Here is a 23,239-nt window from a genome sequence, read left to right as displayed (position 1 = left end):
TTTTCCCTTCGCATTTTCAAACGGCTTATGTTTCGGGGTTTGCAACAAGCGAACACGCGACCAGCAGAAGCAGGGCAAGGCCCGCCGCGAAGAGCCGCCAAATGGCTTGTGCGCCAGACCGCGCGAGACGCGGGCCTTCCTAATTCTCCGCGTGGCTGAAGACGACAGCGCCGTCGTCCTTGCGAACTTCAACGGACACAATCCCACCGTCGCCCTTTCGGGTCTGGAACATGGAGATTGCATAGTCTTTCGCGACCTTCTCGGCGTCGAAAGTCACCTTGTCGATGATGCCCTGTCTTCCATACCAGATGACAGTGTAGGCCATTGTGGCTCCCCTACATTCCGCCGAAGCATATAGGCGTCCGGCTTGTCACGCCACTTTGGCACCGGCCGCCGCCAGGAAGGCTGCGAACTAGTCCACCAGCAATAGAAGCGGCTTGTGCTTTGGCTTTTCGTGCCAGAGCACCTGGCGCAGGTCGCGCATGTCAACCAGTTGCCCGCATGTCGGGCACTGATAAGTTCTCCCGCTCGTCAGCCGGTTCGCCGCCATGTCGCTGGCCCGGAAGGGGCGGTCCTAGATCAGATGGCTTCACCTAGGCGCCCAGCAGCATGGCTTCGCGCTGAAGCGTCGCGCGATCGTTGCCATGCTTCCTGATGAGCTCCCGAACTTCAGGAATCGTAAGTTGGAACTCTCTTGCGAAATGGGCGACCTCATAGCCGTCGTCTCCCGACAGTCGCTCGCGGTCACGGAAATCGGTTTTGGTCTTGTCGTCCGCCATGGCTGTTCCTCCTGGTTAGGAAAACAGTGGCCGACAGCGAATGTTCCATCTCTCTTATATAAGAGTCAGCTAACGGAACCGAAACAACCATGCGATATTGAATCAAATTCGATGTGCGTGGGGTTCCGATGCGCAAGCCAACCGGCGGGAACCGGCTGTCGTTCATACCTCCGTTGATGCCGACCCTGGTGGAGAAGCCGCCGGAGGGCGATGGCTGGATTCACGAAGTGAAGTTCGACGGCTACCGCTCCCAAATCATTAGGGATGCTGGCGGCGTGCGCATCTACACGCGTCGCGGTCTGGACTGGACGTCCAATTACCGCGACCTCGCCAAGGCGGCCGGTGAGATGAAGGTCGAAAGCGCTATCATCGACGGCGAGGTGATCGTCACCAATGAGGCCGGGCTGTCCGACTTCAAGGCGCTGCGCAAAGCTATCACCAGCCGCCAGCATGACCTCTATTTCGTAGCCTTCGATCTGCTTCACCTCAACGGTCACGATCTTCGCGACATGCCGCTGGAGGACCGCCGCGAGATTCTGCAGGCGATGATCACCGCCGGCGGTCGCATCCAGTTCAGCCAGACGCTACCAGGAGATGCAAAGGCCATCTTCGAACTGGTCGACAAGGCCGGGCTTGAGGGCATGGTCTCGAAGCGTAAGGACAGTGTCTACCGCAGCGGTCCGTCGACTGCCTGGCTGAAGACCAAAGCCTTCATGATCGAGGAATACGATCTGCTCGGCGTCGAGCGCGAGCCTGGCAAGCCCGCTTTTGCGCTGATGGCAGAACGCGGAACCGGCCGCTATGTCGGAAGCGCCTTTATCAACGCCAATCGGGAAATGCGCGAACGGTTATGGAAGCGTGTCCAGGAGACCCCAGGACAGGCGCCAAAGGGCATGAAGCGGCCGGCGACTGTCTGGGTAAAGCCAGGGCTGATCGGCCGCGTGAAGCACCTTCGCGGCGAGGACGATTTACGTCATGCCTCGCTGCAGGACTTCAGGGAAGAATGAGCAAGCGGGCATTCCGGGCCAAGAGATTGATAAAGAGATCGGCGCGACGTTCCAAGTCCTCATGCATGGGTTGCGCTAATAAAGGTCACTCCGAAGCGTAAGTTATCGACAAAGGTTTGTGCGAGGCGTTCTTCCGCCACGGAATATCTATGAGCGGAACCTAATGAGGTGGCTCAACTTATCTCCTCATGAGCAAACGCGGCATCGACTTCCTCGAAAAATGGATGGCAGGGCATCTGCCGCACGCCTTCACCGATGACGCCGCGTCCATAAGCGACTTGGCCTATCAGGCGCTGTTCGGCGGCCCGTGAGACCTATAGAGGGTATTCTTCGGCGATATGATTCGGGTCTGCGTTGTGCTCGCGGCCATGGCGAGGACACAGACAATGCATTTTCGAATCAGCCCGTCTGCCAGGTCCGGGTAATGGCGAGTATGTATGTAAACGGCGCGAAAGTGAAAAATGCCAGGACGGCCAATTCGATCGTTCCGAAGACACCTGGATCATTATAGCTAAGCGCCAAGTAATATAGGACGACACTGCAAACTGAGATTGCTGCACAGGCCAGCGTCGGCAGTCTGGACGTTTCACTAGGGAATTTTCCAGAAGCCGTTTGTCTCCCCACTGCATATCCAGCCGCCATAGCAGTAGCGCTGACAAGGTGAAGCGCCTCATAGCCCGTCGGAACACTCATGCTAACGGTGGACATAGCAGCGCCTCCTCCGAAAGAGCAGACGCTATCGAGAAGTCTTCAAACGACATAGGGACATCTCTACTTAATAACGGGGATTGTAACGGAGCCTGAGGCGATTGGCCTCCTCTCAGAGTCAAACAATATCATTGGCCCATCTACGCTACCAGAAATCATACTGGTGATGCCGAAGTTCTTTATCGGGCCCTTAGTAAAATAACCCGGCAATTTAAGGGCCGGATCTCCTGAAAAGTAGAGGGACTTACTCCAGCTTGGGGAGAAATCGGTAAAGTTGCCCGTTGTGAATTCCGAGCCATTTTCCTTAGCGGCCTGAATGAACGTCGCCAGAGTGTCGCTGGACCATGAAGAGCTAATTTCCGGGATCGATACGTAAACGTCTGCCGGCGCATCGAGACTCATGTTCGTGATACGATTGCCTTCAACTCGATATGAGAATCCAACGTGAAGCTCCCGCACCCCCCCGCTTGCGTCGGCATAAGCCGTGTCAATTGCGCTCTCGAAATACCCATCCGATTCTTGCGCGGTCTCCAACTTTCTAAAAACCGTGGCGCGCTGACTCGTGTTGTGGTTGCCGTAGATAATTGGAGCGTCATCGTCGATGTCGTTATCGGATATTTCTTTAACCCAATATCGATTGCAATACGCCTCGCCCGGCGGCAGTGGTTTGGCATAGTCAATTCGAATATCGGCCTTCCTCCACATAGCATTTAGCGGGCCTTGTCCGGTGTTACGGATAAAATTCCAAACTCGATTTCGACCATTGATTCGATCGAGGTCCGAACCCCAAACGAACTTGCCGTCCCCACTATCCACCTCGTCCCCGATCGCTGCGGGCAACGCTTTGTCAAATCCATCAAGCATGCATTTGCTAACCGACATCGTAGGGAATGCAATCGTAGCAAGAAATGCTATCCCAAAATGCCTCACGAAAAATCTCATAGACTGGCCTCCCCCTGAGATAGATACATCAAGAGAATTTACAACGGAAGTCGAATGGCGTGTGGCTATTCATTCGCACAGAGAGCGCTTCTGATTTTTTTGTGACCCCTTCTTTTTACGAAGCAAATTAGTGTTTCGGCAGCCCGATCTTGCACTCGGACGGGGTCTCAACCCGAGATGATCTCGTTCAAAAAGTCAAAATTAGTTCGCAGTATTACGAATAGATGTGCGCTCGGAGTCTGCTTCTATGGTGAAGTTAGGACACTCCAGATACTAAGGGCGCAAGAAGCCTTAGGGGGAGAATTAGTTGGCCCGCATCCGTCACATCGACATCCGTAACTTCCGATGCATCCAGGCACTGTCGTGGTTCCCCTCTGCCGGCCTCAACTGCTTAATAGGTCCTGGCGACTCGGGCAAATCCTCGATACTCGATGCGATCGACTACTGCCTAGGGGCACGGCGCTCGATCCAATTTAGCGACGCCGATTTCTACAGATTGAACGTCGAGGTGCCTATCTCGATCACAATTACCATCGGCGAATTAGATGACTCGCTGAAGAGCATCGAGAGCTATGGCAACTACGTTCGAAGTTTCAACGGGGCAACCAGCGAGATCGAGGACGAACCTGAGGTTCAAGCTGAAACAGTTCTGACTATCAATCTGCAGGTCGGTAGCGATCTGGATCCAATTTGGACATTGGTATCGGATCGTGCAGAGGGACGCGGCCAAGCTCGCTTTCTGACATGGGCGGACCGCACGCGCATCTCGCCAACGCGAATTGGTGCTTTGGCAGATCACAATCTCGGCTGGCGTCGCGGTTCCATACTTAATCGCCTATCCGAAGAACGTGCAGATACCGCCGGCGCACTAGCAAAGGCTGCACGTGACGCGCGAGCTGCTTTCGGGAATTTGGCTGGGGAGCAGCTTGGTGGGACTCTGCAGATTGTGGCCGAGGTCGCGAAGTCACTTGGTATCGCTGTTGGCGGTGACCTGAAGGCTATGCTCGATGCAAATTCAGTGTCTTTCAGCGGTGGAACAATTGCTCTTCATGGGGCAGACGGCGTGCCACTTCGATCCCTCGGTGTCGGATCAATGCGTCTCCTCCTAGCAGGATTGCAACGCCGTGCAGCGCAGAATGCCACTGTCATACTTATGGACGAGTTGGAGTATGGTCTTGAGCCCCATCGCATCATCAGACTCCTGGGGTCCATTGGCGCGAAGGAGGCGCCGCCCCCACTTCAAGCCTTCCTGACAACGCATTCGCCGGTAGCGCTGCGAGAATTGCGCGGCGACCAACTTTTCGTCGTCCGAAAGCGTGGGCTAGTGCACGATGTTCAGCTTGTTGGCGGCGACCCTGGCATTCAGGGCACGATCCGAAGTTCGCCGGACGCATTTCTTGCTTCCTCCATTCTGGTATGTGAGGGAGCAAGCGAAGTTGGACTGTTGAGGGGCTTGGACCAATTCCATGTGTCTCGTAACTTCCTTTCAATTACAGCAGTCGGGGCTGCACTCGTTGATGCGGGAGGCTGCGACAACATCTATCGACGGGCTAACGCTTTTGACGCGCTGCACTTTCGTGTCGCAGCGTTTAGAGATGACGACAGGCAGCCCGAACAGTTGGCAGAGCAAGCCTTCACAGCTGGCGGGAATCCTCTTTTTAAATGGCGTGCCGGGCGTGCACTTGAGGACGAACTGTTCGCGAGTCTAAGTGACGGGGCTGTGCGTCAGTTGTTGGAGCGAGCTGTATGGCTTCACGGTGAGGAAGTTGTTGCCGGAAACATAACGTCGGCCTCCAACGGACAGATGAGTCTGGCATTTTGTCGTGGTGCGATCACGCCCACAAGCCGCCAAGTCATGGCGCTCGCGTCGCGCCGTAGCGGGTGGTTCAAGTCGATAACCTGGATGGAGGAAGCGGCGCGCGACATCGTCGGCCCGGACCTGGCGAATGCCGAGCCAGGCTTTCAAGCTATAGTCAACGCAATCATCAAGTGGATTTTCCGTGCCGACTGAGATCGATCTTCTGGGAATCAACCGTGGCACCGTTACTGCCCCGGCAGGATGTGGGAAAACGCATCTCATCGCAGACGCGCTTGCTCGGCATTCCGGCTCGAAACCCATTCTCGTGTTGACGCACACCAACTCCGGTGTCGCAGCGTTGCGTGGTCGCTTAGACCGAGTTGGCGTGGCTTCGAGGGCCTATCGACTTTCAACAATCGATGGTTGGGCGTTGCGCCTACTGACGATGTTTCCGAAACGTGGCGGCCACGACCCTCAGATCTTGAAGGTGAGCAACCCGGCTGCCCACTATCCCGCAGTTCGCGAAGCGGCACGGAAATTGTTGCAGGCCGGGCATCTGAATGATGTGCTGGCTGCAACTTACCACCGACTCATCGTCGACGAATATCAAGATTGCTCAGCTCATCAACACGCCATTGTGTTCCACGCAGCAGGGATCATTCCCACTTGTGTGCTTGGCGACCCCATGCAGGCGATATTTGCCTTCGGTGGCAACGCGTTGCCTGACTGGAACCGAGAGGTATGCACTGCGTTCCCGCTGGTGGGCGAACTGGGAACACCCTGGCGTTGGATCAACGCAGGAGAAGAGGCTTTCGGTCGATATCTACTAAATGTTCGTCATGAATTGGTGGCCGGACGACACGTAGACCTGATCCAAGCGCCCCCGAATGTGCATTGGGTTCGACTAACTGGCGGGCATGGAGATCATGAACTTCGGCTCCTCGCTGGGAGGACATCCGTAGGTGGGCTCGATGGCAAAGTATTGATCATTGCAGACTCACGATCGCCGCAAGGCCAGCGCGATTTTGCCGGACAAACGCCAGGTGCTGTTACCGTCGAGAATGTCGATATGCGCGATCTGGTCACATTCGGAGAAGGGTTCAACCTAGCGTCACCCAATGTCCTGGAGCACGTCGTGGATTTTGCCTCAAGCGTAATGACCGGGGTTGGTGGTGCGAGCATGATGCAGCGTGTGACAACGCTACAGGAGGCGAGGCAGCGGCGGGAAGCAACCGATGCCGAAAAGGCTGCCATCGCCTTCGCCGAAGCGCCCAGTTACCGAGGCGCAGCGGATTTACTTGTGGAGATTGGCAAGCAGAGCGGTGTGCGCGCCCATCGACCTTCGATCCTTCGTGGTGGACTAAAAATGCTGGAGACATGTGGTGGTTCTGTGGATGTCACACCTGCTGACGCTGCCATACGTGTGCGAGAAATGTCTCGGCTGATCGGACGACCACTGGCAAAGCGCACCGTCGGAAGCACTTTGTTGCTGAAAGGATTGGAAGCGGATGTTGCCGTCGTGCTTGATCCGGCGGCAATGGATCGGAAACACCTCTATGTCGCAATGACCCGAGGGGCCAAGCAACTGGTGATTTGCTCCCGCTCTAATATGATTTGACGGAGTGGGAAGCCGGCAAGCTACCTTTGCCCTGTTGGCTGGTCGGCCCACGGCCGCTATCTCGTTTGGAAGCGGGTCTTGGAGCATGCCGGCGCGGATTTAGTCGCGATTGTAAGCACCTGCGGGGCGAAGATGCTTCGCCACGCCTCGCTGCAGGATTTTCGCGACGAGAGTAAACCCATTGTCGGAATTGGCGAGTCATTCCATGTCCGGAACATCACCATTGGTGAACAACACCGTCGGCGGCCCATAGTCGCCGAGCGCCGGGTCTGCATCGCGGCTCCAAGCGATCACTCCGACATGGTTCGAGACCAGCGCTTTGGCGGTGCGGATCGCACGTTCTTCGCTCTGCTGATCTGTTGGGCCGTAGGCCGTGAACAGTTCGCCTTCGTCGCCACGGTCGAACGCCACAACTACGATCAGCTTGGGTTTCTTCTGGGTGGGAAGAATGTTGTCTGACATTGGCTATACGCTACCGTCCGCGACACTCTCCTCGTCGAGGGCACAAGGCACCGGCAGATAGGCGTTGGCGGTCAACCAGTCTCCAAGGATGGTCTTGATCAGCTCGGGCTTCGACATACTCATTTTCCGCAGCGATGCCATTGATCGAGTCGTCGGTCGCGGGATCGAGCGTGACACCAATGACATTGCGGAGCACGAGCGCGGCCCTCCGAAGCATGATCTGAAGATCGGCGCGAGAGACATCGGCGATCCGACCCGCAGCGCTCTCGAGCTCCGCTGCAACGCTCAAACGGGGCATTGTTGTTTCCTCCTTACAAAAAGCGTTCACTTTCAGCGCGGTGTTCGAAGCAGAACCAGTGCGGCGCCTGGCGGGGCTTGGCGAAGCCCCAACCGGCGTCCTTGATGCATCCGGAGTGCTCGCAGACGTGGTGCTGGATACCCGGCGGAGTGACATGGTCCTGCCTGGGCAGTCTGATTTCGTCGCTCATAGGAGCCTTATCGGTTCGATGAGCCCTGAATGATCGTTGGGCTGTTTGTTGATGGCGGCCGCATTGACCTCTCGCCCGACCCGATAAAATTGCAGGCTCCCGTCAATGTCGTGGCGCAAGATGTCTTTCAGGTCTCCCGCCGGCGTCTTGGGATCGAGCCAGGCGTCGTAGAAAGCGGGTTCCAGAATGAGCGGCTGGCGGTCGTGGATCTGGTTAACCGGCACCGCTGACGGCTCGGTGATGATTGTGCAACTCGTGATTTCAAGGTTCGAATTGTAGGCCCATAGGCCAGCGAATGAGAACGGCGCATGGCCGGGCTGGAAGATGTGCCATGGATCTTTCCTTCCGTCTGCCGGCGATATCGTCCACTCGTAGTAGCCGTCGGCTGGGATCAGACAGCGCTTCGATTTGAAAGCGTCTCGAAAGGCCGGTGTCGTGTCGACACCTTCTATCCGAGCATTGAACATCGCCGCCTTGGGCATTTCCTTCGCCCAGAACGGCACCAGCCACCAGCGACCCGTCCGAAGCTTGTGGTTGCCGTCATCGCCGGTGGTGATGAACGGGACTTCGTCGGTGGGCGCGATGTTGTATCGCGGCGCGTCGTTGCGACCCGTTTCGGCCGGCGCCGTCAGCCGGTAGAGCCTATGGATCTCCGACCACGACAGATACCTGGTGTAGCGCCCACACATTGCCCAGACCTCAGTTGCGCAGGATCTCAGGCACACTTAGCGGGCCGAGATCAAGTATCCGCTCATAGCTTCCGGTGCGGCGCCAAACGCCACGTGTCTTGCCCTTATCCCGATCGCGCTTAGGTTCGAACATCACCCCGCCGAAGTGGTCAAGGAAGGCCTGGGCCGCCGCGGCGTCGGCGAAGCAGTGCAGTCGCCAGTTCTCATATTCGCCGCTCGGCCAGATCGCCTGAACGTGCCGGATCTGCGGCTTGACATCTGCGTCCTGGCAAAATCTCGTGATTATGGTCAGGTTCCGGTCGGTGCAGATATCGTCTGGCAGTGCGACCTGGTGTGGCCATATCTGGTCGATCGTCGATGGCGCCGGAATGCTTCGGCTGCGCCTTACCATGCTGCTTGCTCGAAAAAACTGTCGGCCTGAAGACGCATAGCCGCCAGTGTCAAAGCAATCGCGGGATTCGCCGGTGGCCTTTCCATATAGACCCCGCCATCGAAAGTGCGCCATGCAGCCACGCTCCTATCGTCGTCTTCGTCGCGCTCCGGCGCGATGATGCGAGCGTCGCAAGGGGCCTGGTCGACCTCAATCGTCCAGCCTTGAAGAGATTTATGGGTGCTTGAGGCAACCTCGGCCAAATTGGCCGTGAGATATGGCAACCCCAATTCAGCGGCCTCTTCCGGCGTCCCCCGCTCATCTACCCATCCCATCACATAGCAGATGTCGATGTCGAGTTGCCGATCTGGACCGGTGGCGGCTTCGAGACGCTCAATGAGCTTGGGATATAGCTGCTGTCTTTCGGGCCATGTTGCCAGGTTGGCGATCTTCACCTTTGGATCAGTTGGCCCCAGACATAGCGCCCAGCGACTGACAACCGGTTGTTCGCGCCATCCGGCGCAACAGGCCTCGTAAGCGGCGCGCTTGGCTTTCAGCCAGACATCGGCCGCAACCTTTTGGCTCTCGCTCGGCTCTTCGCCTTGCGAAGATCCTTTGATATCCCAGACCTGAAGCGCAAACATGCCGCTCGCCGCGACTTCGGCGGCAATCCTCTCCCGATCAAAAACAACCTGGGCCGCGTCGATCCCGCGCGCGATTTCTTCGGGCTTAGCGCCCTCGATGTCCAAGCGAAGCTCCATGGCTTCCTCCTGTGGCTAAGCTGCCGACAGTGAACAAAAAGAGAACGCTGGAGTCAAGATGATCTTGACTGGCGAGGAATATGTTCCTTATTTCCATCCTCGATCTAGGCAAGAAGGAACCATGGCGAGGCGTCACCGCGCTGGCCGGCGAAGCTATGGGAAAAACGGCAGAGGACAATTTTCGGATCGAAGTTTGGGATCGGGAAGAAACCCAGCTCGTCGAGACGATATGCCGGTCACCAGATTTCTTTGTCAGCCAAACCGCCTGGCACGTCGCGATCCGGCGCCGGCCGGGAATGCTGCTGATTCACTACAATGCACGTCATGTGATGGAGAAGATGCTGACGCCTGGCGACGTCAAGATTGACCCTCAGACCATCGTGGACGGCAGCGTGCACGCCGGTCTCGACGTCGCGCTCGGCGACCTCCGCGAGTGGCATACGCTGCGCGCCTGGTGCAAGAACTGCTCGCACTATGCCGAAGTGAAGCCCGAAGGTCTTATCCGACGATACGGCAAAGGCGCGCTTTTCAGCTCGGTTGAGAGGGCACTTTTCTGCACCAGCTGCGACCGCGGTGGACCGGTTAGGCTCGAGATTCACAAGTTGCCGAGGAACTGAAGGCCGGACGAACACGGTCGCCGATGTGACAGATGTTCGCGCGTGGGGCGTCCAGTCGATCGATTGAGATATCCTCAAGAGGACACTTGCATGTTGGGTCGCCAAGGTGTCTTCATAGCTAAAATTCGCCGCTGGGGGGCGAAGGGTGCTGAGTTCGCTTTCATATTGCGTGAGCCGGTTGCTACCGGTCATTTTGTCGTTGGCGGTTCAGCTATGTTCCGCCCACGCTGCAGTGAAGTCGTTCGGACCTTTTTCGGTCGATGACGCCCATTCGGACATTATTTCTCTCAATGGTGAGATTGATGCAGGGGCGGCGCTCAACTTCCGCCGCGCCGCCGAGGCTGCACCAAACGCCAAGCTGATCGTTCTCAACAGCCCTGGCGGTGTGGTCCAGATTGCCCTTTTGATCGCAGATGATGTGCACGAGCGGAAGCTTGCGACCTACATTCCGAACAAGGCAGGTTGCTATTCCGCATGCGCATTTATCTTCCTTGCGGGCGTCGAGCGCCAAGTCGACGGTGAGCTGGGCGTCCACCAGATCTCGTCTGACTCCACTGATCTGGTCAGCGCTCAGCTTTCCATCTCGGACATCATCGACGTCCTCAATCGCTTCAACACGCCGGTCGAGGTGCTGACGGTGATGTTCAAGACACCTCCGAAGGACATGCATATCTTCACTCCCGACGAAGTCGCGCGCTATGGGCTTAATCGCAAGCAGGAGGTCCAGACAACCACGGCTTCGAAAGATGTAGGATCGGCGGAACCGCCCTCGGTCGCGGCCGCGCCTGCAGCAGCTCCCGCCCCTAATCCGGATACAGTCGACGGCCCGTCACTGTCCAAACTCTCGTCGATAGAGGAATACACCCGCCGCCCGACACGAATGGTGGTCTTTACCGGCCTGGATCTTTACGGCGATGATATCAGCTCCCAGCGAACAGGCGATGCTGCGACTTGTGCAAAGGCATGTCTATCAATGGGCGGGCAGTGCAAGGCGTTCACCTTCAATTTGGACCCGCGCGCGGTGAGAGGCCCAAACTGCTTCCTGAAGGCGAGCCAAGGTAGGGCGGATGGCAACTCAGCTGCCATCTCTGGCAAGTTTCTGAGCAGCATTGATCCCGATCCCAATACGTTCTCGATGGGGGTGATCGACCCGAAGACGGCGTTGTTTGAAAATGTCGATCTGCCTGGTGGAGATCTGTCCCGGAGACCCTATGGGAGGAACGTGACCGCGTCGCAGTGCAGGCTGGCCTGCGTCGCCAACGATCGTTGCATCGGATTCACCTACATGAAGCGAAAAAGCCAATGCTGGCTCAAAGGCGCAGTCGGCGTCCCGCGATATGGTGAAGGCATGATCAGCGGTCTGAAGAAAATGACGACCTTTGCGCCTACATCGATCGTCAGTCTCGAATAGCATTCTCCACGAGTCGCTTGTGGGACCGCTCGCGCGCAGCAACACGCTCTGGGGCTCCCCCTAACTGCTTACTGAGCATGTCTATGGTCCTGGGTGGTGATGTATGCCTGCGATATTGGGTGTTCGTAAACTTCCACCCATGACGAAGGGGGCGGAATGGTCTCGCCCCCTTTTCGAATTTACAGGCTTAGCGGCTAGACGCAGAGCTTCCGCCTCCATTTCGAGTCGATGGGCGCGACGGAAAAGCTTTCTACCCTCCCGCGCCATTGCCCTATCTACAACTTTCTCGTCTTCAAAGGCGTCATGATCAGTATTGCAGTCATCGTCGTCATTTGCACAATATTTCATTGCTGCCTTCGAGACGAGCTTTTGCAGAGCTGGATTGAGGGTCACTGTGCAGTCTCCCGTGCCATCATCAGTGCGGCGACGGCATTGGCCACATTACAGGCGACTTCGGGCACGTCACATTTGATCTCGTTCGCAAATAGGTGGGGGTCTATTGCCTTCCTGACGATCGAGTGTAGCGGGATAAGATCGACGGTCTGGAAATTCAGACCGGCAAAGCCGTGATGGATAGCGATCAAGATCCCTTCAGGTGAATTGAACACTTCAACGAAGCCATCATCGCCCATCTCAACGGTGGCCTCTGCTTTGATGTCGACACCGTTCTTCTGATAGAGGTCACACAGATGCACATTAAATTGTCGCCTCGACATACGTTGGCTGATGTTTGCCAGGGATACGGGCGTGGTGATAGATTCCGTTCTCATTGCAGATCGTCTCCATGGTTTGCGATGTTGAACCTACCGGGGCGGCGCTGATTTTGCGGTCGAGCCGTCCCGGTCAGGGCATTCCCAAAAACCCTATAGGTCTTTGATCTTCCATTCCGGCAGCGTCCAGCGCACTTGCTTGTCGAGCCGATCAAGGATTTTCTTTATCCGGAACATGTCGGTGTCGGCCTTTGACCTGATGAACAGGTCATGAGGCCCGACCTGCTCGAGTTCGAGCAGCGTGTCATTCAACTCCTTACGCTTGTAGCGATTGATGATGCCGGCCAAAGTCGTGGCAGCCTCCAATAAGCACTCGACAGTCAGCTCCGCGCGGCCGACCGAGTCGGTCAGGTGCGTTGGCAGTTCCAGGCCGTCTAAGTCAGAAGGAAAGTCTGGGCCTCTGTCGTCGCCGAATTCGGGCGGTTCGATGCCGGCCATGCGCAGGGCAATCTCGGCATCTTCCCAGTTCGAATCGAAATGCAAGAAGGCAAAGAAGGGCTGCCTCAAAAAGGGCCTCGTCATTTCCGCAGCATCACTCTTGGCTCTGGCAGCTGCCTTTCGACGCTCATAATGCCGTCGTTGCCGTTCGGCGTTTGATAGTGCCATTTTCGTTGCTCCTGATTTCGAAACGTTAGTATCACAACCTAACGTTCGTGTCAATCAGATTCTAACGAAACCTTGTCAGATTGAATCCCAGCCGGCCAGACGCCAGCGTCCATAAGTGCCGCCACCACCTCGTCGCGGCGCGTCCAACCCTGCGCATCCGCATCAAATGGGCCGGCAAGCCGATCGACCAGGGCATTCCAATTTTCATCAAGCAGGTAGGCATCCATATCCGGAACTCCGTTCGTGTTAGACGCCGGATATGTGGATGCTGCGGCCCAAGATTTCAAGTATAAAAGATAATGAAAACAAATAGTTAGTCACTAGTGAGTTACACAGATTTCGGAAGAGAAAGCGATTTCATGAGTTTGATGACCTCTCGATGGCGCTCAAGATACAACTCAGCCGCCGACGAGCGCACAGGCTTGGTGGCGGAATACCAATCGCCATTGATGGGCCGGGATATTTGAGCGAGCCGCCAGTTTGTCCACGGCCGGATGTGGTTCCAACGCTTGGCGCTATAGAAGGCCCATATGACACTAGGATCTTCCTTAGTATGGGCCTGATGCTGGCGAACAGACGCCCACTCCCCGCCAGCCAGGCGCAGCGCTTTCCGGGCAGCCTTAGCCTCACCGGACGTAATCTGAAGCTCGCCGTGCAGGTGTAGTTTATGATGATCCGAGACCTCCAGAGCGAACCACCTATCTACCTTGCGCCCAAGCGCTCCTTCCAGCTGCCTGGCGATACGCTTAGACAGCCACCCGGCAGTTGATCCCTGTCCCCTAGCGCTCGCCTCGACGTCGTCGGACAGGCGCAGCGTGAAGGCCTGCACCTCGCCCTGTGATCGAAGAGCATGGTGGAACCACTCCAGCCGAGCAGGATCACTCAGATCGCGCCACGGGGCTGGAATGACATGCTCGCGCAGGCTGCTCAGCCTGACAGCGTAGTCGCGCCAGAACCGGGCTTGGCGACGTTCTTCTGCGTCGGTCAGGTTCTCGTGTTTGTAGGGTGTGCTTGGATGCTTGTGGTCGTTCGTTACATGGATGACAGGGAAGAGAGGGTGAGACGGGGTAGCGTATGTAACTGAAGTCCCCCCATTCACCCTTAGCTCGTCCAATTCGGCAACCGCTTGGAAAAGCGGGCGAAACAGAGCATCACGATAGACGGATTTTCTCCGTGTTCGCTTTACTTTGTTGTCAACGCGGTCTTTCGCTTCGAGGGTATCAAGAGCCCTGAGATCGTCATCACTGAGGGTCTCGAAGTCGGTGTTATCACCGCCTCCTATTTGCGTGTGCACCTGACAAGCAGGCGTGAAACTGCTATAATCCATGTCATCACCATTTGATAAGACCGGTCGTTTTCTGGAAACTGGCCGGTCTTTTTTTGTTACTGATGAGGGTTATAGCGAAAACCGTCCGGCCTGTTCGTCGGGGGTGTCACTTTCTTGGACCAACTGGTGGCGTCGACATGTCAGCTGGGCCGGTGACTGATCAGCGCGACGTGCCATGGGTTGGGCGCGCCGAGGGAAATCCCGGAGGGCCGCTGTGAACCGAGGCGTGAATTCGACCAATCAAGGTTCGATATCCTGATCACTGCTCTATTCGCTCACTTACACTGGCACCGGTGTCCCTGGTCTTTGAGCGAGCTCTTCTGTGCGCTCCTCTCGACGCGATGGCTCCGTTGGGCCGTCATGTGGGTAAGTGTCTATCTGGCTCCGGTGCTCTCTGATGGTGGTCGTTGAATAGCTATTTAGCCCTTGGGCTTTATAGCGTTGACTGCGTTAGATGGCTCTAATCGCAACAGTGCTCAGGGGCGAGCTGAGGAAGCTATCCGTCTCTTGGCCGCTGTCTCTTACGTCGGAGCGTCTCGGTGCGCGCTGGTGCTGTGTCTACGTCAGGTTTTGGTGTGTTCGACTGGTTGCGCAGGTGGGCATTTTTTATTCTCGGGTTGCCGGCGTCAACTTTAGGTAAACCAAAGGGAAACTAGTTACCTTTGAACCCATGATGACTTTACAGGAAGTGGTTGCGCGGATGTAAACCAGGGCCTGGCGAAAGTAGACTATGCCTGGCTGTATGTTGGCCCTCTGGTTGACAGGTGCAACTGTCATAGTGAAGTCGACAGCACCCCGGGAGGATGGGCGCTTCCGATTTTCGGAGCTTGGTGGCGCCAAAAGGCATCCGGATAGATGGACCGCGGTATTCCTAGGACTTCACGTCTGGGGCATTTTGCCCGTGTGAGGATGTTGGTTGGTTCCTGGGGATTCGGATTGGCAGATCCTCGGAATGGGGGCCGCTTAGGAATTGGCATCTGCATCGGCTTGGAGCGTTCAGGACGCGAGGTCACCAGTCAGCTGGGCAACCACGGACAACGAGCCGCCACACCAGTCTAGACACGAACCACTGCACTTCGCGTCCGGTGTATTCGCCCTTGATTCCTATTCGAAGCGTCTTGCATGATCTGGCTGGAATGGGCGGCTGATGGCTTTCATCTTCTACGACACCGAGACCACCGGCGCTGACCGATGCTTCGATCAGATACTGCAGTTCGCAGCGGCTCTGACCGATGATGATCTGACTGTCATCGACAGTTTCGAGATACGTTGCCGGCTGCTCCCACACATCGTCCCCTCGCCCGGCGCCATGGTGGTCACTGGCGTGCGTGTCGATCAGCTGTTCGATTTGCAGATCCCTTCGCACTACGAGATGTGCAGGCGAATTCATGAGGTTTTGACGGCTTGGTCTCCCGCAACCGTGGTCGGCTATAACTCGATCAGCTTTGATGAGGAGCTGCTTCGGCGGGCCTTCTATTCGAGCCTTCTCCCGATCTATCTCACAAACACCGGTGGCAATTCGCGGTTGGACATCATGCCACTTGCGATTGCTGCACACACGTTCGCGCCGGAAGGGTTTAATTGGCCGATCAATGAAAAGGGACGAACAAGTTTCAAGCTTGACCGCCTGGCTCCTGCCAATGGCTTTGAGCACAGCAACGCCCACGACGCTTTGGCTGACGTTTATGCCACCATCCATATCGCCCGCCTGATAAAGGACCGTGCACCGGTGATTTGGGAATCCGCCATTGCATACCGGTCGAAGGCCAGCGCCACCCAATATGTTGAGCTGAATCCCGCCTTCGTAGCGACGCGCCTGCGCTTCGGCCTGTGCTCCTCCTTCCTGGTGACCGCCATCGGAACCAATCCGGACAATTCGGGCGAAGTCTTCCTGTTGGATCTCAGGCAAGATCCCATAACTCTTTTGGCGATGACCGACGAGGAACTAGCGGCACATATCGCAACGAAGCCGAGGCCTGTGTCCTCCTTGAAGCTCAACGCATCGCCTTTGTTCTTGCCGATCGAAACGGTCGGCGAAAAAGCTCCTGGATATGATTTGGGGATGGAGGAGATCACTCGCCGATCGGAACTGGTGCGCAGTGACGAAGGTCTGCGCCGGCGGCTGATCTCAGCTGTTTTGCAGGCCCGCTCTCCTTTCCCAGAGAGTCCCCATCTCGAAGACCAGATATACGGCAGCTTCTACTCCCGGTCGGACCAATCGCGGATTGACGAGTTCCGCGATGCGGGATGGCCGCGTCGGCTCGAACTCTCGGGGCAATTTGAAGACCGGCGCCTCAGAGGGTTGTCGCGGCGACTGATCTACATTGATGCGCCTCATGTCATGCCCGCTAATATGCGTGCCGACTATGCCCGCGCCATAGCCGCCAGAATTCATTCGAGGACCGAGACAACTGGCCGTTGGACAACGCTTGAAGAAGCGATTGAAGATGCCCACGAAATGCTGACCGATGTTCCCCCGAACCATGAGGCGATCCTGCGGGAACACCTTGCCAGATTGACTGCGTGGCGTGAGGAAGCCGGCCTGATTTTGCACGGGCCGAACACTATCGTCAAAACCCAATAAAGCTGAACGACTGAGTTCGGACCCTTCTCTGCCCTTGGTTCGGAGAAGTTGAATGGGAAGTCGTAACCCTTGCGGAAGTTCATTCGCCCTCCCCCGAACTCACGCCCGTGGCCCTTTGCAGTCCTTGTGTGATTGCCTTCGCCGCTGGCGCTACAGCTGGAGCCGCAGTGTGTTATGGTCGAAATCAAGAACAAGTGGGGATTGGGTTCGCAATCAGGGCATTGGGGGGGCGGCATGCTACTGGCGCGGATTTCCAAGGAACTTGAGGCTGCCCAGCCGAGTTGCACCGTCATTGGCCCTCATCAACCCGAATACGAGACACTGCGCAGGGTGTGGAATGGCACGGTAGATCGGCGGCCCGCTGCGATTGTCCGCCCCAGAACTGCCGTCCAAGTGGCAAAGGCCGTGCAGATTGCGGCCGAATACGGTGCTCTGCTGGCAGTCAGGTGCGGTGGCCATAGCTTCCCTGGCTTGTCAACCTGCGATGGCGGAATCGTCCTCGACCTGTCGGCAATGAACCATGTCGTCGTTGACCCCGTGTCCCGCACCGTGGAAGTCGAGGGTGGTGCATTGCTTGGGCATCTGGATGTGGCAGGTGCCGCTGCCGGACTTGTAACGCCTGCTGGAGTCATTTCGCACACAGGGGTTGCGGGGCTTACGTTGGGCGGCGGCATGGGATGGTTGAGCCGGCGCTTTGGCCTGACGATCGACAGTCTGCTGAGCGTGGACCTCATCACTGCCGAGGGGCGCGCATTGCAGACGAGTCTGGACATTGAGCCTGATCTTTTCTGGGGCATTCGCGGGGGCGGCGGCAATTTCGGAGTGGTAACGAAGTTCCGCTTCAAGATGCACCCTCTCGGACCGGTCCTGGTCGGCCGCTGGAGCTATCCGCGTCAGGCATTCGACACTGTGCTGAGAGGCTATCGTGATCTTGCGGCCGAAGCACCGCGTGAACTGACGACAGCTTTCACAATGACATCGACAACCATGTCCGTGAGCGCTTTCTGGTCCGGATCGCCGGAAAACGCCAGTGCGGTCATTCAACCCTATGGATCATTGGCACGAGCCGATGCCAGCATGATCGGCGGTCATACATATCTCGAATTGCAAACCCGCAACGACTCGCATTTTGCATGGGGCCGACGCTACTACGCCAAGGGCGGTTTCCTTGGCGACATCGACGATCAGGTCATCGACGGCCTCCTGGATTCAATCGCGACTGCGCCAACGCCGGATTCGGAATTCTACGTGCTGCAGCTTGGCGGCGCGATAAGTGACGTTGACGAGGCTGCCACTGCCTATTCGGGGCGGGCTGCGAAGTTTTACTGGATTGCCGAGCCGGTTTGGGACGACCCCGTCGACGACTCCCGTTGCATCGCATGGGGACGAAAGGCAGGCGGCCGCCTGGCGGCGATGTCTCAAGCCGGCAATTATCTGAATGAGCAGGCTGATACCGGCAAGGATGTCTCGTATAACGCCTACGGCGCAGAAAAATACAACCGCCTTGCAGCGCTTAAGGCCCGCTTCGATCCTTCAAATCTCTTCCGGCTGAACCAGAATATTGAACCGAAGCCCTCACTCATTGCGCTTCGGTAAGTCTGCTTCCCATTCGTTCGAGACATTCGCCCAGCCTTGCCGTCGTTCGATCCCCGTCCCCTCACCAGCCAGCGACCCCGGCAAGGAGCTGGTCGATCGCTTCCGGTCCGCGCACCTCCACCAGTCGGCGCCAAGAAATATCGCGCGGGCAGCAGGTGTCGGCATGGGCAGCACGCAGCGCCTTTGCATCGCGATGGTAGCGACCTTCGAAGCGCAGCCAGCGGTCGATCAGGTCGCCGCGGAAGATCTGATAGTCGTCGGCCGTGCCGAACTCGATCACCCCGCCTGCGATCCGTGCATCCGGTAGCTCCTGGCGGATCGCTTGGCAGAGCAGTCCGCGGTATTTCGGCTTGGCGCCCGTTTTGAAGGCGCCATCCTCCTTCCCCGCGAGCCCCCACCAGCCGGATGCAGCGCGGTGCTCAATACTTCCGGGCTCGTCGAAGATCAGGTGCACGATCTCGCCGAACTGGCCGATCCCCGTGTGCCAGTCGAGGAAGCCGATCGTGGCAGCGCTGGAAAGATGCTGGCGCACGATGCGGCGGAACGTGATGTTCGACCAGCTCGGCGCCTGGCCGCCATACATGAAGCCGTCCGGCCGATGCCACTGCCCCTGCCAGATCTGGCCCTCCTGCGCCCAACCGTTTGCCTCGAAATGAGCCCTGTAGGCGCGATGCAGTGCGAGCACGCCCGCAGCGTCCGAAGGGTCGGCATGCAGCAGGTTGACGGCTGCGTCATAGGCCGGGTTTTCCGGCGTCGGGCCGGGATTCGCGCCCAGGAAGTTGCGGTTAATGTCGACATTGTTCTCGTCCGTGCGCGTGCGGTGCGAGAAGGCCCAAGGATTGATGGCGTGCACGAACACGAGTCGGACGTCCGACGGCCTGTCATCGCGGCTTGACAGCCAGCGGGTCAGGATCGCCGAGCCGGAAAAAGCTTCTGAGCCGTGCGTGCCACAAATGACGATCGCTGCGCGCTGCGCCGCCTCGGGTCCGAGGCAGGCGACGTCAGTCGCAAGCACCTCGCCGGTCTCGCCCAGTAGCCCTTCGCGCGGATAGGTCGTAACCTGCGCCCCAGCGTCGGCGCATGCGAGGAGAAACTTGCCGCGAGCTTCAGCGTAGCTGTCCGAGAAGCACTCCATCGGTCTCCCTACTTGCGATAGCAGGCTCGATCGTGACAGGTGGGCGAAGACGCTGCAAGACAGCGCTGTAACGATCGCCGCGCCGCCTGCGAGCCAATCGTGAGAAGTGGACGTTCAGCGCGCAGGAATACCAGTGGGCAGGATCATGACTTCATCTCGACACGGATACCATGCAGGGTCTTGCTCGAAGCATTGAGCACGCGACCCGCCGGTTGGGGGGCCATATGCACCACGAGGCAGCCTTGACCGTCCCATGCCTGGACCGCCTGGATGACATCTCGATTGGGTGGCATCATGCTCCCGTCCGGCGCGAAGTCGTGGATAGGGCCTTCCACCTGATCGAACACAAATACTGAAGGCCAGCGGTGGTGATGTGTCGGCTCTTCTTCGTCGGGCTCGAGGATCACCTCAAGCACGCGTAGCCGGTCATTCTCAAACAATACTTTGTGGTTTGCGGGTGCCGCGATCACGGCATCAAGCTTTGGGTCCCACTGCGTAGGGTCGCTTTGGTCGATCATGTTGGTGGTCATGGCATAATCTCCTCTCAGATACACAGGCGGCCCTCACGCCGTCGTCACTGGTTGAATTGTGCCTTGCGCGCAGAACTGCTGCCCGTCCGCAAGTCGCGCATAGTTATGAACGATCTGGTTCTCGTGATCTTGAACCTGCACGACGAAGTTGCCGCCTTGCTCCGTCCAACTCATGATGAAAAGTCCGGGTCGAACGCCGGTCAGATTGCTCTGAACCACCTCGTCGATCTCGGTAGCGCCGATCGTCGCCTGCACCCGCAATTCGGTCGGTGACAGAACTGTCAGCCTCGGCACGAACGGGCCGAACGCACAGTCGAAAGTCTTCCCGACGAGTGAGGTCGGGGCATCAAAAGTCGCAGCCATCCTATCCTCCTTGGTGGCTTGGCGCGCAGAGGCACCGTGGCCTTCGCGGGCACCAAATGCAGTAGAATATGCAATTTATGCGTCTTTGGAGCGCTCCAAACGCAAAATCTACCTTTTTTTCGGACCGAGTCAAGAAAAAACTTGGAGCGCTCCAAAAATTGGATTAACTGGAAGGAATGAGCCGTCCAAAAATGCCAACCTTGGCCGATGTGGGCAGGGTCGCCGGTGTCTCCCGCGGCACTGTCTCCAATGTTTTCAATCACCCGGACCTAGTGCGGTCTGACGTGCGTGAGCGCGTCGAGGCAGCGGCGCACCAGCTTGGTTACGATGGTCCCGACCCCAGAGGACGAGTGCTGCAGGACGGCAAGTTCAACGCCATCGGATTTATGCCACCGGGTGCCTATGCCATTGCCGACGTGATCAGAAGCCCATACACGCGAGAGCTGGTGCTTGGCGTTGCGCTTGCGTGCGACGAGGCCCGAGCGACGCTGAGCTTGGTCAACGGCACGGACGAAACGCGCACGTCCACCATTCGGGAGGCCTTGGTCGACGGCTTCATCCTGGGTCACAGCGCGGATATCGACCTGATCACCTCGGCAAAGCGCCGGCGTCTCCCCTTCGTCATTCTCGAAAGCGACGCCGGCCCCGACATCAATTCGATCCGCATAGATGGCAGGAGCGGCGCGCTGATGGCGGTCGAGCACTTAGCAGCCCTTGGACATCGGCATTTTGCCATCCTGTCCATCCGGCGCACAGCCGGGCCACCGATCATTCATCTGCCCGGCAGGCCCAAGCGTGCGATCAGTGCGGGATTTCAGCTCGACCACGAAAGGCTCGAGGGCTTCGCCCAAGGCTTCGCAGAGATCAATCTGTCGATTCATGATGTCCCGATCATTGAGACCACTCCTGGAGACCCTTCTGCCGGAGCTATCGTGTTCGATCAAGTTCCCGAAGCAACGGCAATCCTGACCATGTCGGATTGGCAGGCAATCACCGTGCTCGACGAGGCGGTTCGTCGCGGCATAAACGTTCCCGAGCACGTGTCGGTCGTTGGCTTCGATGGCACAGCGGAATCTGCCCGCACCATGCCGCCTCTCACGACCATAGCGCAGGACATTATCGGGAAGGGGCGGCTTGCCGCGGCCATGCTGTTCGCGAACGCAGCCCCGAAGCAAATCGTCATGCCGGTCGAGTTGGTGGTCCGCGGCTCGACGGCCCGGTCACGTAGCTAAGTCACCTTGGCACGGAAAGGCGGGCCGCCCCTACGAGTGCTGTGGTGGTCTGTTTTTTGGCTCATCTGCGACGTGGGCGGCTAGCAGATCGATGTCCGAGGTCACACGGGAACTGGATATCCGCTCTTCGCCGTTGCTGAGCAGACGCCTAATCGATCGGTTCGTCAGTCATCTCGCCCGTGAACCGATCCGCACTCAGGCATCTCCTTTCGGCCGCGCCAAGCGCAGTTTGACCGCTGGCTTGCGCCATGCTCGAAGAATCTCATCTACCTGTTGGGCAACGAAGGCCCGCGCTTCCTCTCGCGACATCATTTTGTAACGAAGCAGTTCGTCATAGTCGGTAAAAGAATGCCGAACGTATTTCTGCAATTCGATACCGACCGCCGCACCGAGCTTTAAGCTGTTCCAATCTCTCGCGCTAACCCGCGCCGCTATCGTCAGGCACGTCTTCTTCGGGCAACCCGGGTGATGGATGCGCATGTGCCGCACCACAGCGCCGAAAGAATAGGTGCCCGGTGAATTCTGTTTCGGCTCGTCGCTATCTGACATCGTCAATCAATCACAAATCCGTTTACCGAAGCAGAAGCCCTGGCACACTAAGGCGCCAGGCCCGAGCAATTTCGTGTTCAGGAATCCTGAATCAGGGTTGAAAAATCTGCCTCAGCCTCTGCACCTGGTCGAGCGTAGGCGGCGGGTCGGTATCCCCGCTCGCGAGCCGGATGAATTCGATCCAGTTGCGCTCGTTTGACGTGATCGCTATTTCCGAGACACGCTTTTGGCGAACAATCAGGGAGATTTCATCTTCAGCCCGGCTCATTTGCCGAAGATCCCGCGGAGAGCAGCCCTCGACCTGGATGTGAGGCTCGGATCCGAATAGTCGGACGCTTTGCGGATCTCCTCCAACCAGGCCGTCTCGTTTTCGGTCACGAGGGTCCCGAAAATCTTCCGGATGGCCAACTCTGTCGTGTCGCCGCCGAGCTGCTCGACGGCCATCATGAAGAGCAGAGCAGGATCGCATTCGAGTGCCTTAGCCAGAGCTGGGACCCGATCGAGCGGCAGCTTGCTGTTGCCGGCCTTGATGTTCGTTAGCATGTTATGTTGTGCGAAACCGGCCTCGCCTGAGATGAGGGACTGCGTTTTTCGCGACTTCAGCTCGAGAATTCGCCTTTCGACGAACTTGGCCAGCCTTGTTTCGGAGTAAGGCTTGTTTGTTGTGTGTTTAACCATCGATCTTCTTTCTCATCTTAAAGCAACATTGCGCTGCTTGATGAGAGTTATAGCAATCGACTTATGGGTTATTTCGCTGTTTGTATGGCGCAGTGCTTTACTGGATGTCCACCGGCACGTTTTTTTCTGCGCGACTCCTCGCTGTCACGAGCAGACCGACCGTAAGACCCGAGCCTTGGAGCCAGAGCCAGACCTCGCTGCTTCAGCCCGAAGCCGGCA

At 57.5% G+C, this 23,239-nt stretch carries 27 protein-coding genes; 9 read left to right on the top strand and 18 right to left on the bottom strand.

Annotation, left to right across the window (positions count from 1 at the left end):
• Window positions 1-139 precede the first annotated feature (139 nt).
• Window positions 140-325 (bottom strand): hypothetical protein, encoded by a 186-nt coding sequence (locus tag AC1D1N_RS28815; protein ID WP_477352619.1) that lies wholly within the window; start codon window positions 323-325, stop codon window positions 140-142.
• A 268-nt stretch (window positions 326-593) separates the two neighbouring features.
• Window positions 594-779, bottom strand: coding sequence for a DUF3606 domain-containing protein (locus AC1D1N_RS28810; protein WP_477352617.1), 186 nt, complete (start codon window positions 777-779; stop codon window positions 594-596).
• 128 nt (window positions 780-907) lie between these two features.
• On the opposite strand from AC1D1N_RS28810, the gene AC1D1N_RS28805 reads away from it, so the two are divergent.
• Both AC1D1N_RS28805 and AC1D1N_RS28800 read left to right on the top strand, forming a co-directional pair.
• Window positions 908-1,786 carry an ATP-dependent DNA ligase gene (locus AC1D1N_RS28805; protein WP_477352616.1) on the top strand — a complete coding sequence of 293 codons (879 nt, stop codon included), beginning with the start codon at window positions 908-910 and terminating at the stop codon, window positions 1,784-1,786.
• A gap of 188 nt (window positions 1,787-1,974) precedes the next feature.
• Window positions 1,975-2,097, top strand: a complete 123-nt coding sequence (locus AC1D1N_RS28800) for a hypothetical protein (RefSeq protein ID WP_477352614.1) — start codon at window positions 1,975-1,977, stop codon at window positions 2,095-2,097.
• Between the two features lie 460 nt (window positions 2,098-2,557).
• On the opposite strand, the gene AC1D1N_RS28795 is transcribed toward AC1D1N_RS28800, so the two are convergent.
• A complete protein-coding gene (locus AC1D1N_RS28795; protein WP_477352612.1) occupies window positions 2,558-3,436 on the bottom strand; it encodes a hypothetical protein in 879 nt (292 codons plus the stop codon).
• A gap of 307 nt (window positions 3,437-3,743) precedes the next feature.
• Between AC1D1N_RS28795 and AC1D1N_RS28790 the strand changes: the two genes are divergently transcribed.
• Together AC1D1N_RS28790 and AC1D1N_RS28785 are read left to right on the top strand one after the other, a co-directional pair.
• Complete coding sequence (locus AC1D1N_RS28790; RefSeq protein ID WP_477352610.1) at window positions 3,744-5,447, top strand: ATP-dependent nuclease; 1,704 nt, start codon at window positions 3,744-3,746, stop codon at window positions 5,445-5,447.
• Window positions 5,437-6,852: a UvrD-helicase domain-containing protein gene (locus AC1D1N_RS28785; protein ID WP_477352608.1), complete on the top strand. Its 1,416-nt coding sequence runs from the start codon at window positions 5,437-5,439 to the stop codon at window positions 6,850-6,852. The genes AC1D1N_RS28790 and AC1D1N_RS28785 overlap by 11 nt, the downstream gene beginning before the upstream one ends.
• A 198-nt stretch (window positions 6,853-7,050) precedes the next feature.
• Here AC1D1N_RS28785 and AC1D1N_RS28780 read toward each other — a convergent pair whose 3' ends face one another.
• From AC1D1N_RS28780 to AC1D1N_RS28760, 5 genes are all read right to left on the bottom strand, one after another.
• Window positions 7,051-7,314 (bottom strand): hypothetical protein, encoded by a 264-nt coding sequence (locus AC1D1N_RS28780; protein ID WP_477352606.1) that lies wholly within the window; start codon window positions 7,312-7,314, stop codon window positions 7,051-7,053.
• Window positions 7,315-7,625: 311 nt separating this feature from the next.
• Entirely contained in the window at window positions 7,626-7,802 is a 177-nt protein-coding gene (locus AC1D1N_RS28775; RefSeq protein WP_477352605.1) for a hypothetical protein, read from the bottom strand.
• A complete protein-coding gene (locus tag AC1D1N_RS28770; protein ID WP_477352603.1) occupies window positions 7,799-8,491 on the bottom strand; it encodes an SOS response-associated peptidase in 693 nt (230 codons plus the stop codon). Before AC1D1N_RS28770 ends, AC1D1N_RS28775 begins: the two co-directional genes overlap by 4 nt.
• A gap of 10 nt (window positions 8,492-8,501) precedes the next feature.
• Window positions 8,502-8,882 carry a hypothetical protein gene (locus AC1D1N_RS28765; protein ID WP_477352601.1) on the bottom strand — a complete coding sequence of 127 codons (381 nt, stop codon included), beginning with the start codon at window positions 8,880-8,882 and terminating at the stop codon, window positions 8,502-8,504.
• Complete coding sequence (locus tag AC1D1N_RS28760) at window positions 8,876-9,622, bottom strand: hypothetical protein (protein ID WP_477352599.1); 747 nt, start codon at window positions 9,620-9,622, stop codon at window positions 8,876-8,878. The genes AC1D1N_RS28765 and AC1D1N_RS28760 overlap by 7 nt, the downstream gene beginning before the upstream one ends.
• Before the next feature lie 80 nt (window positions 9,623-9,702).
• Here AC1D1N_RS28760 and AC1D1N_RS28755 point away from each other — a divergent pair, with 80 nt between their 5' ends.
• Together AC1D1N_RS28755 and AC1D1N_RS28750 are read left to right on the top strand one after the other, a co-directional pair.
• Window positions 9,703-10,239 (top strand): hypothetical protein, encoded by a 537-nt coding sequence (locus tag AC1D1N_RS28755; protein WP_477352597.1) that lies wholly within the window; start codon window positions 9,703-9,705, stop codon window positions 10,237-10,239.
• Between the two features lie 145 nt (window positions 10,240-10,384).
• On the top strand, window positions 10,385-11,650 hold the full coding sequence (locus tag AC1D1N_RS28750; protein ID WP_477352595.1) for a PAN domain-containing protein: 1,266 nt from the start codon (window positions 10,385-10,387) through the stop codon (window positions 11,648-11,650).
• Window positions 11,651-12,039: 389 nt separating this feature from the next.
• Here AC1D1N_RS28750 and AC1D1N_RS28745 read toward each other — a convergent pair whose 3' ends face one another.
• From AC1D1N_RS28745 to AC1D1N_RS28730, 4 genes are all read right to left on the bottom strand, one after another.
• On the bottom strand, window positions 12,040-12,420 hold the full coding sequence (locus AC1D1N_RS28745; protein ID WP_477352593.1) for a hypothetical protein: 381 nt from the start codon (window positions 12,418-12,420) through the stop codon (window positions 12,040-12,042).
• Between the two features lie 93 nt (window positions 12,421-12,513).
• A complete protein-coding gene (locus AC1D1N_RS28740) occupies window positions 12,514-13,026 on the bottom strand; it encodes a hypothetical protein (RefSeq protein WP_477352591.1) in 513 nt (170 codons plus the stop codon).
• 50 nt (window positions 13,027-13,076) lie between these two features.
• A complete protein-coding gene (locus AC1D1N_RS28735) occupies window positions 13,077-13,253 on the bottom strand; it encodes a hypothetical protein (protein ID WP_477352589.1) in 177 nt (58 codons plus the stop codon).
• A gap of 101 nt (window positions 13,254-13,354) precedes the next feature.
• On the bottom strand, window positions 13,355-14,353 hold the full coding sequence (locus tag AC1D1N_RS28730; protein ID WP_477352587.1) for a hypothetical protein: 999 nt from the start codon (window positions 14,351-14,353) through the stop codon (window positions 13,355-13,357).
• A gap of 1,147 nt (window positions 14,354-15,500) precedes the next feature.
• Between AC1D1N_RS28730 and AC1D1N_RS28725 the strand changes: the two genes are divergently transcribed.
• Together AC1D1N_RS28725 and AC1D1N_RS28720 are read left to right on the top strand one after the other, a co-directional pair.
• A complete protein-coding gene (locus AC1D1N_RS28725; RefSeq protein WP_477352585.1) occupies window positions 15,501-16,937 on the top strand; it encodes an exonuclease domain-containing protein in 1,437 nt (478 codons plus the stop codon).
• A 174-nt stretch (window positions 16,938-17,111) separates the two neighbouring features.
• Window positions 17,112-18,533, top strand: coding sequence for an FAD-binding oxidoreductase (locus tag AC1D1N_RS28720; protein ID WP_477352583.1), 1,422 nt, complete (start codon window positions 17,112-17,114; stop codon window positions 18,531-18,533).
• Between the two features lie 61 nt (window positions 18,534-18,594).
• On the opposite strand, the gene AC1D1N_RS28715 is transcribed toward AC1D1N_RS28720, so the two are convergent.
• The 3 genes from AC1D1N_RS28715 to AC1D1N_RS28705 form a co-directional block, all read right to left on the bottom strand.
• Window positions 18,595-19,668, bottom strand: a complete 1,074-nt coding sequence (locus tag AC1D1N_RS28715) for a DUF2817 domain-containing protein (RefSeq protein WP_477352581.1) — start codon at window positions 19,666-19,668, stop codon at window positions 18,595-18,597.
• Window positions 19,669-19,811: 143 nt separating this feature from the next.
• Window positions 19,812-20,198, bottom strand: a complete 387-nt coding sequence (locus AC1D1N_RS28710; RefSeq protein WP_477352579.1) for a hypothetical protein — start codon at window positions 20,196-20,198, stop codon at window positions 19,812-19,814.
• Between the two features lie 33 nt (window positions 20,199-20,231).
• Window positions 20,232-20,561, bottom strand: a complete 330-nt coding sequence (locus AC1D1N_RS28705) for a MoaF-related domain-containing protein (protein ID WP_477352577.1) — start codon at window positions 20,559-20,561, stop codon at window positions 20,232-20,234.
• A gap of 176 nt (window positions 20,562-20,737) precedes the next feature.
• Here AC1D1N_RS28705 and AC1D1N_RS28700 point away from each other — a divergent pair, with 176 nt between their 5' ends.
• A complete protein-coding gene (locus tag AC1D1N_RS28700; protein WP_477352575.1) occupies window positions 20,738-21,793 on the top strand; it encodes a LacI family DNA-binding transcriptional regulator in 1,056 nt (351 codons plus the stop codon).
• A 195-nt stretch (window positions 21,794-21,988) separates the two neighbouring features.
• Here AC1D1N_RS28700 and AC1D1N_RS28695 read toward each other — a convergent pair whose 3' ends face one another.
• The 3 genes from AC1D1N_RS28695 to AC1D1N_RS28685 all read right to left on the bottom strand — a co-directional run bounded on the left by AC1D1N_RS28695 (window position 21,989) and on the right by AC1D1N_RS28685 (window position 23,020).
• Window positions 21,989-22,342, bottom strand: coding sequence for a DUF2293 domain-containing protein (locus AC1D1N_RS28695; RefSeq protein WP_477352573.1), 354 nt, complete (start codon window positions 22,340-22,342; stop codon window positions 21,989-21,991).
• Window positions 22,343-22,433: 91 nt separating this feature from the next.
• Window positions 22,434-22,610, bottom strand: a complete 177-nt coding sequence (locus AC1D1N_RS28690) for a hypothetical protein (RefSeq protein ID WP_477352571.1) — start codon at window positions 22,608-22,610, stop codon at window positions 22,434-22,436.
• Window positions 22,607-23,020, bottom strand: a complete 414-nt coding sequence (locus AC1D1N_RS28685; RefSeq protein WP_477352569.1) for an XRE family transcriptional regulator — start codon at window positions 23,018-23,020, stop codon at window positions 22,607-22,609. The genes AC1D1N_RS28690 and AC1D1N_RS28685 overlap by 4 nt, the downstream gene beginning before the upstream one ends.
• Window positions 23,021-23,239 lie beyond the last annotated feature (219 nt).

Source organism: Mesorhizobium sp. P2_B5, assembly GCF_056404775.1.
This window is presented reverse-complemented; position numbering and strand designations above follow the sequence as displayed.

Coding starts and splice junctions, on each gene's coding strand:
- AC1D1N_RS28815 (WP_477352619.1), bottom strand. CDS start 325: ATGGCCTACACTGTCATCTGGTATGGAAGACAGGGCATCATCGACAAG.
- AC1D1N_RS28810 (WP_477352617.1), bottom strand. CDS start 779: ATGGCGGACGACAAGACCAAAACCGATTTCCGTGACCGCGAGCGACTG.
- AC1D1N_RS28805 (WP_477352616.1), top strand. CDS start 908: ATGCGCAAGCCAACCGGCGGGAACCGGCTGTCGTTCATACCTCCGTTG.
- AC1D1N_RS28800 (WP_477352614.1), top strand. CDS start 1,975: ATGAGCAAACGCGGCATCGACTTCCTCGAAAAATGGATGGCAGGGCAT.
- AC1D1N_RS28795 (WP_477352612.1), bottom strand. CDS start 3,436: ATGAGATTTTTCGTGAGGCATTTTGGGATAGCATTTCTTGCTACGATT.
- AC1D1N_RS28780 (WP_477352606.1), bottom strand. CDS start 7,314: ATGTCAGACAACATTCTTCCCACCCAGAAGAAACCCAAGCTGATCGTA.
- AC1D1N_RS28775 (WP_477352605.1), bottom strand. CDS start 7,802: ATGAGCGACGAAATCAGACTGCCCAGGCAGGACCATGTCACTCCGCCG.
- AC1D1N_RS28770 (WP_477352603.1), bottom strand. CDS start 8,491: ATGTGTGGGCGCTACACCAGGTATCTGTCGTGGTCGGAGATCCATAGG.
- AC1D1N_RS28765 (WP_477352601.1), bottom strand. CDS start 8,882: ATGGTAAGGCGCAGCCGAAGCATTCCGGCGCCATCGACGATCGACCAG.
- AC1D1N_RS28760 (WP_477352599.1), bottom strand. CDS start 9,622: ATGGAGCTTCGCTTGGACATCGAGGGCGCTAAGCCCGAAGAAATCGCG.
- AC1D1N_RS28755 (WP_477352597.1), top strand. CDS start 9,703: ATGTTCCTTATTTCCATCCTCGATCTAGGCAAGAAGGAACCATGGCGA.
- AC1D1N_RS28745 (WP_477352593.1), bottom strand. CDS start 12,420: ATGAGAACGGAATCTATCACCACGCCCGTATCCCTGGCAAACATCAGC.
- AC1D1N_RS28740 (WP_477352591.1), bottom strand. CDS start 13,026: ATGGCACTATCAAACGCCGAACGGCAACGACGGCATTATGAGCGTCGA.
- AC1D1N_RS28735 (WP_477352589.1), bottom strand. CDS start 13,253: ATGGATGCCTACCTGCTTGATGAAAATTGGAATGCCCTGGTCGATCGG.
- AC1D1N_RS28730 (WP_477352587.1), bottom strand. CDS start 14,353: ATGGATTATAGCAGTTTCACGCCTGCTTGTCAGGTGCACACGCAAATA.
- AC1D1N_RS28725 (WP_477352585.1), top strand. CDS start 15,501: ATGGCTTTCATCTTCTACGACACCGAGACCACCGGCGCTGACCGATGC.
- AC1D1N_RS28720 (WP_477352583.1), top strand. CDS start 17,112: ATGGTCGAAATCAAGAACAAGTGGGGATTGGGTTCGCAATCAGGGCAT.
- AC1D1N_RS28715 (WP_477352581.1), bottom strand. CDS start 19,668: ATGGAGTGCTTCTCGGACAGCTACGCTGAAGCTCGCGGCAAGTTTCTC.
- AC1D1N_RS28710 (WP_477352579.1), bottom strand. CDS start 20,198: ATGACCACCAACATGATCGACCAAAGCGACCCTACGCAGTGGGACCCA.
- AC1D1N_RS28705 (WP_477352577.1), bottom strand. CDS start 20,561: ATGGCTGCGACTTTTGATGCCCCGACCTCACTCGTCGGGAAGACTTTC.
- AC1D1N_RS28700 (WP_477352575.1), top strand. CDS start 20,738: ATGAGCCGTCCAAAAATGCCAACCTTGGCCGATGTGGGCAGGGTCGCC.
- AC1D1N_RS28695 (WP_477352573.1), bottom strand. CDS start 22,342: ATGTCAGATAGCGACGAGCCGAAACAGAATTCACCGGGCACCTATTCT.
- AC1D1N_RS28690 (WP_477352571.1), bottom strand. CDS start 22,610: ATGAGCCGGGCTGAAGATGAAATCTCCCTGATTGTTCGCCAAAAGCGT.
- AC1D1N_RS28685 (WP_477352569.1), bottom strand. CDS start 23,020: ATGGTTAAACACACAACAAACAAGCCTTACTCCGAAACAAGGCTGGCC.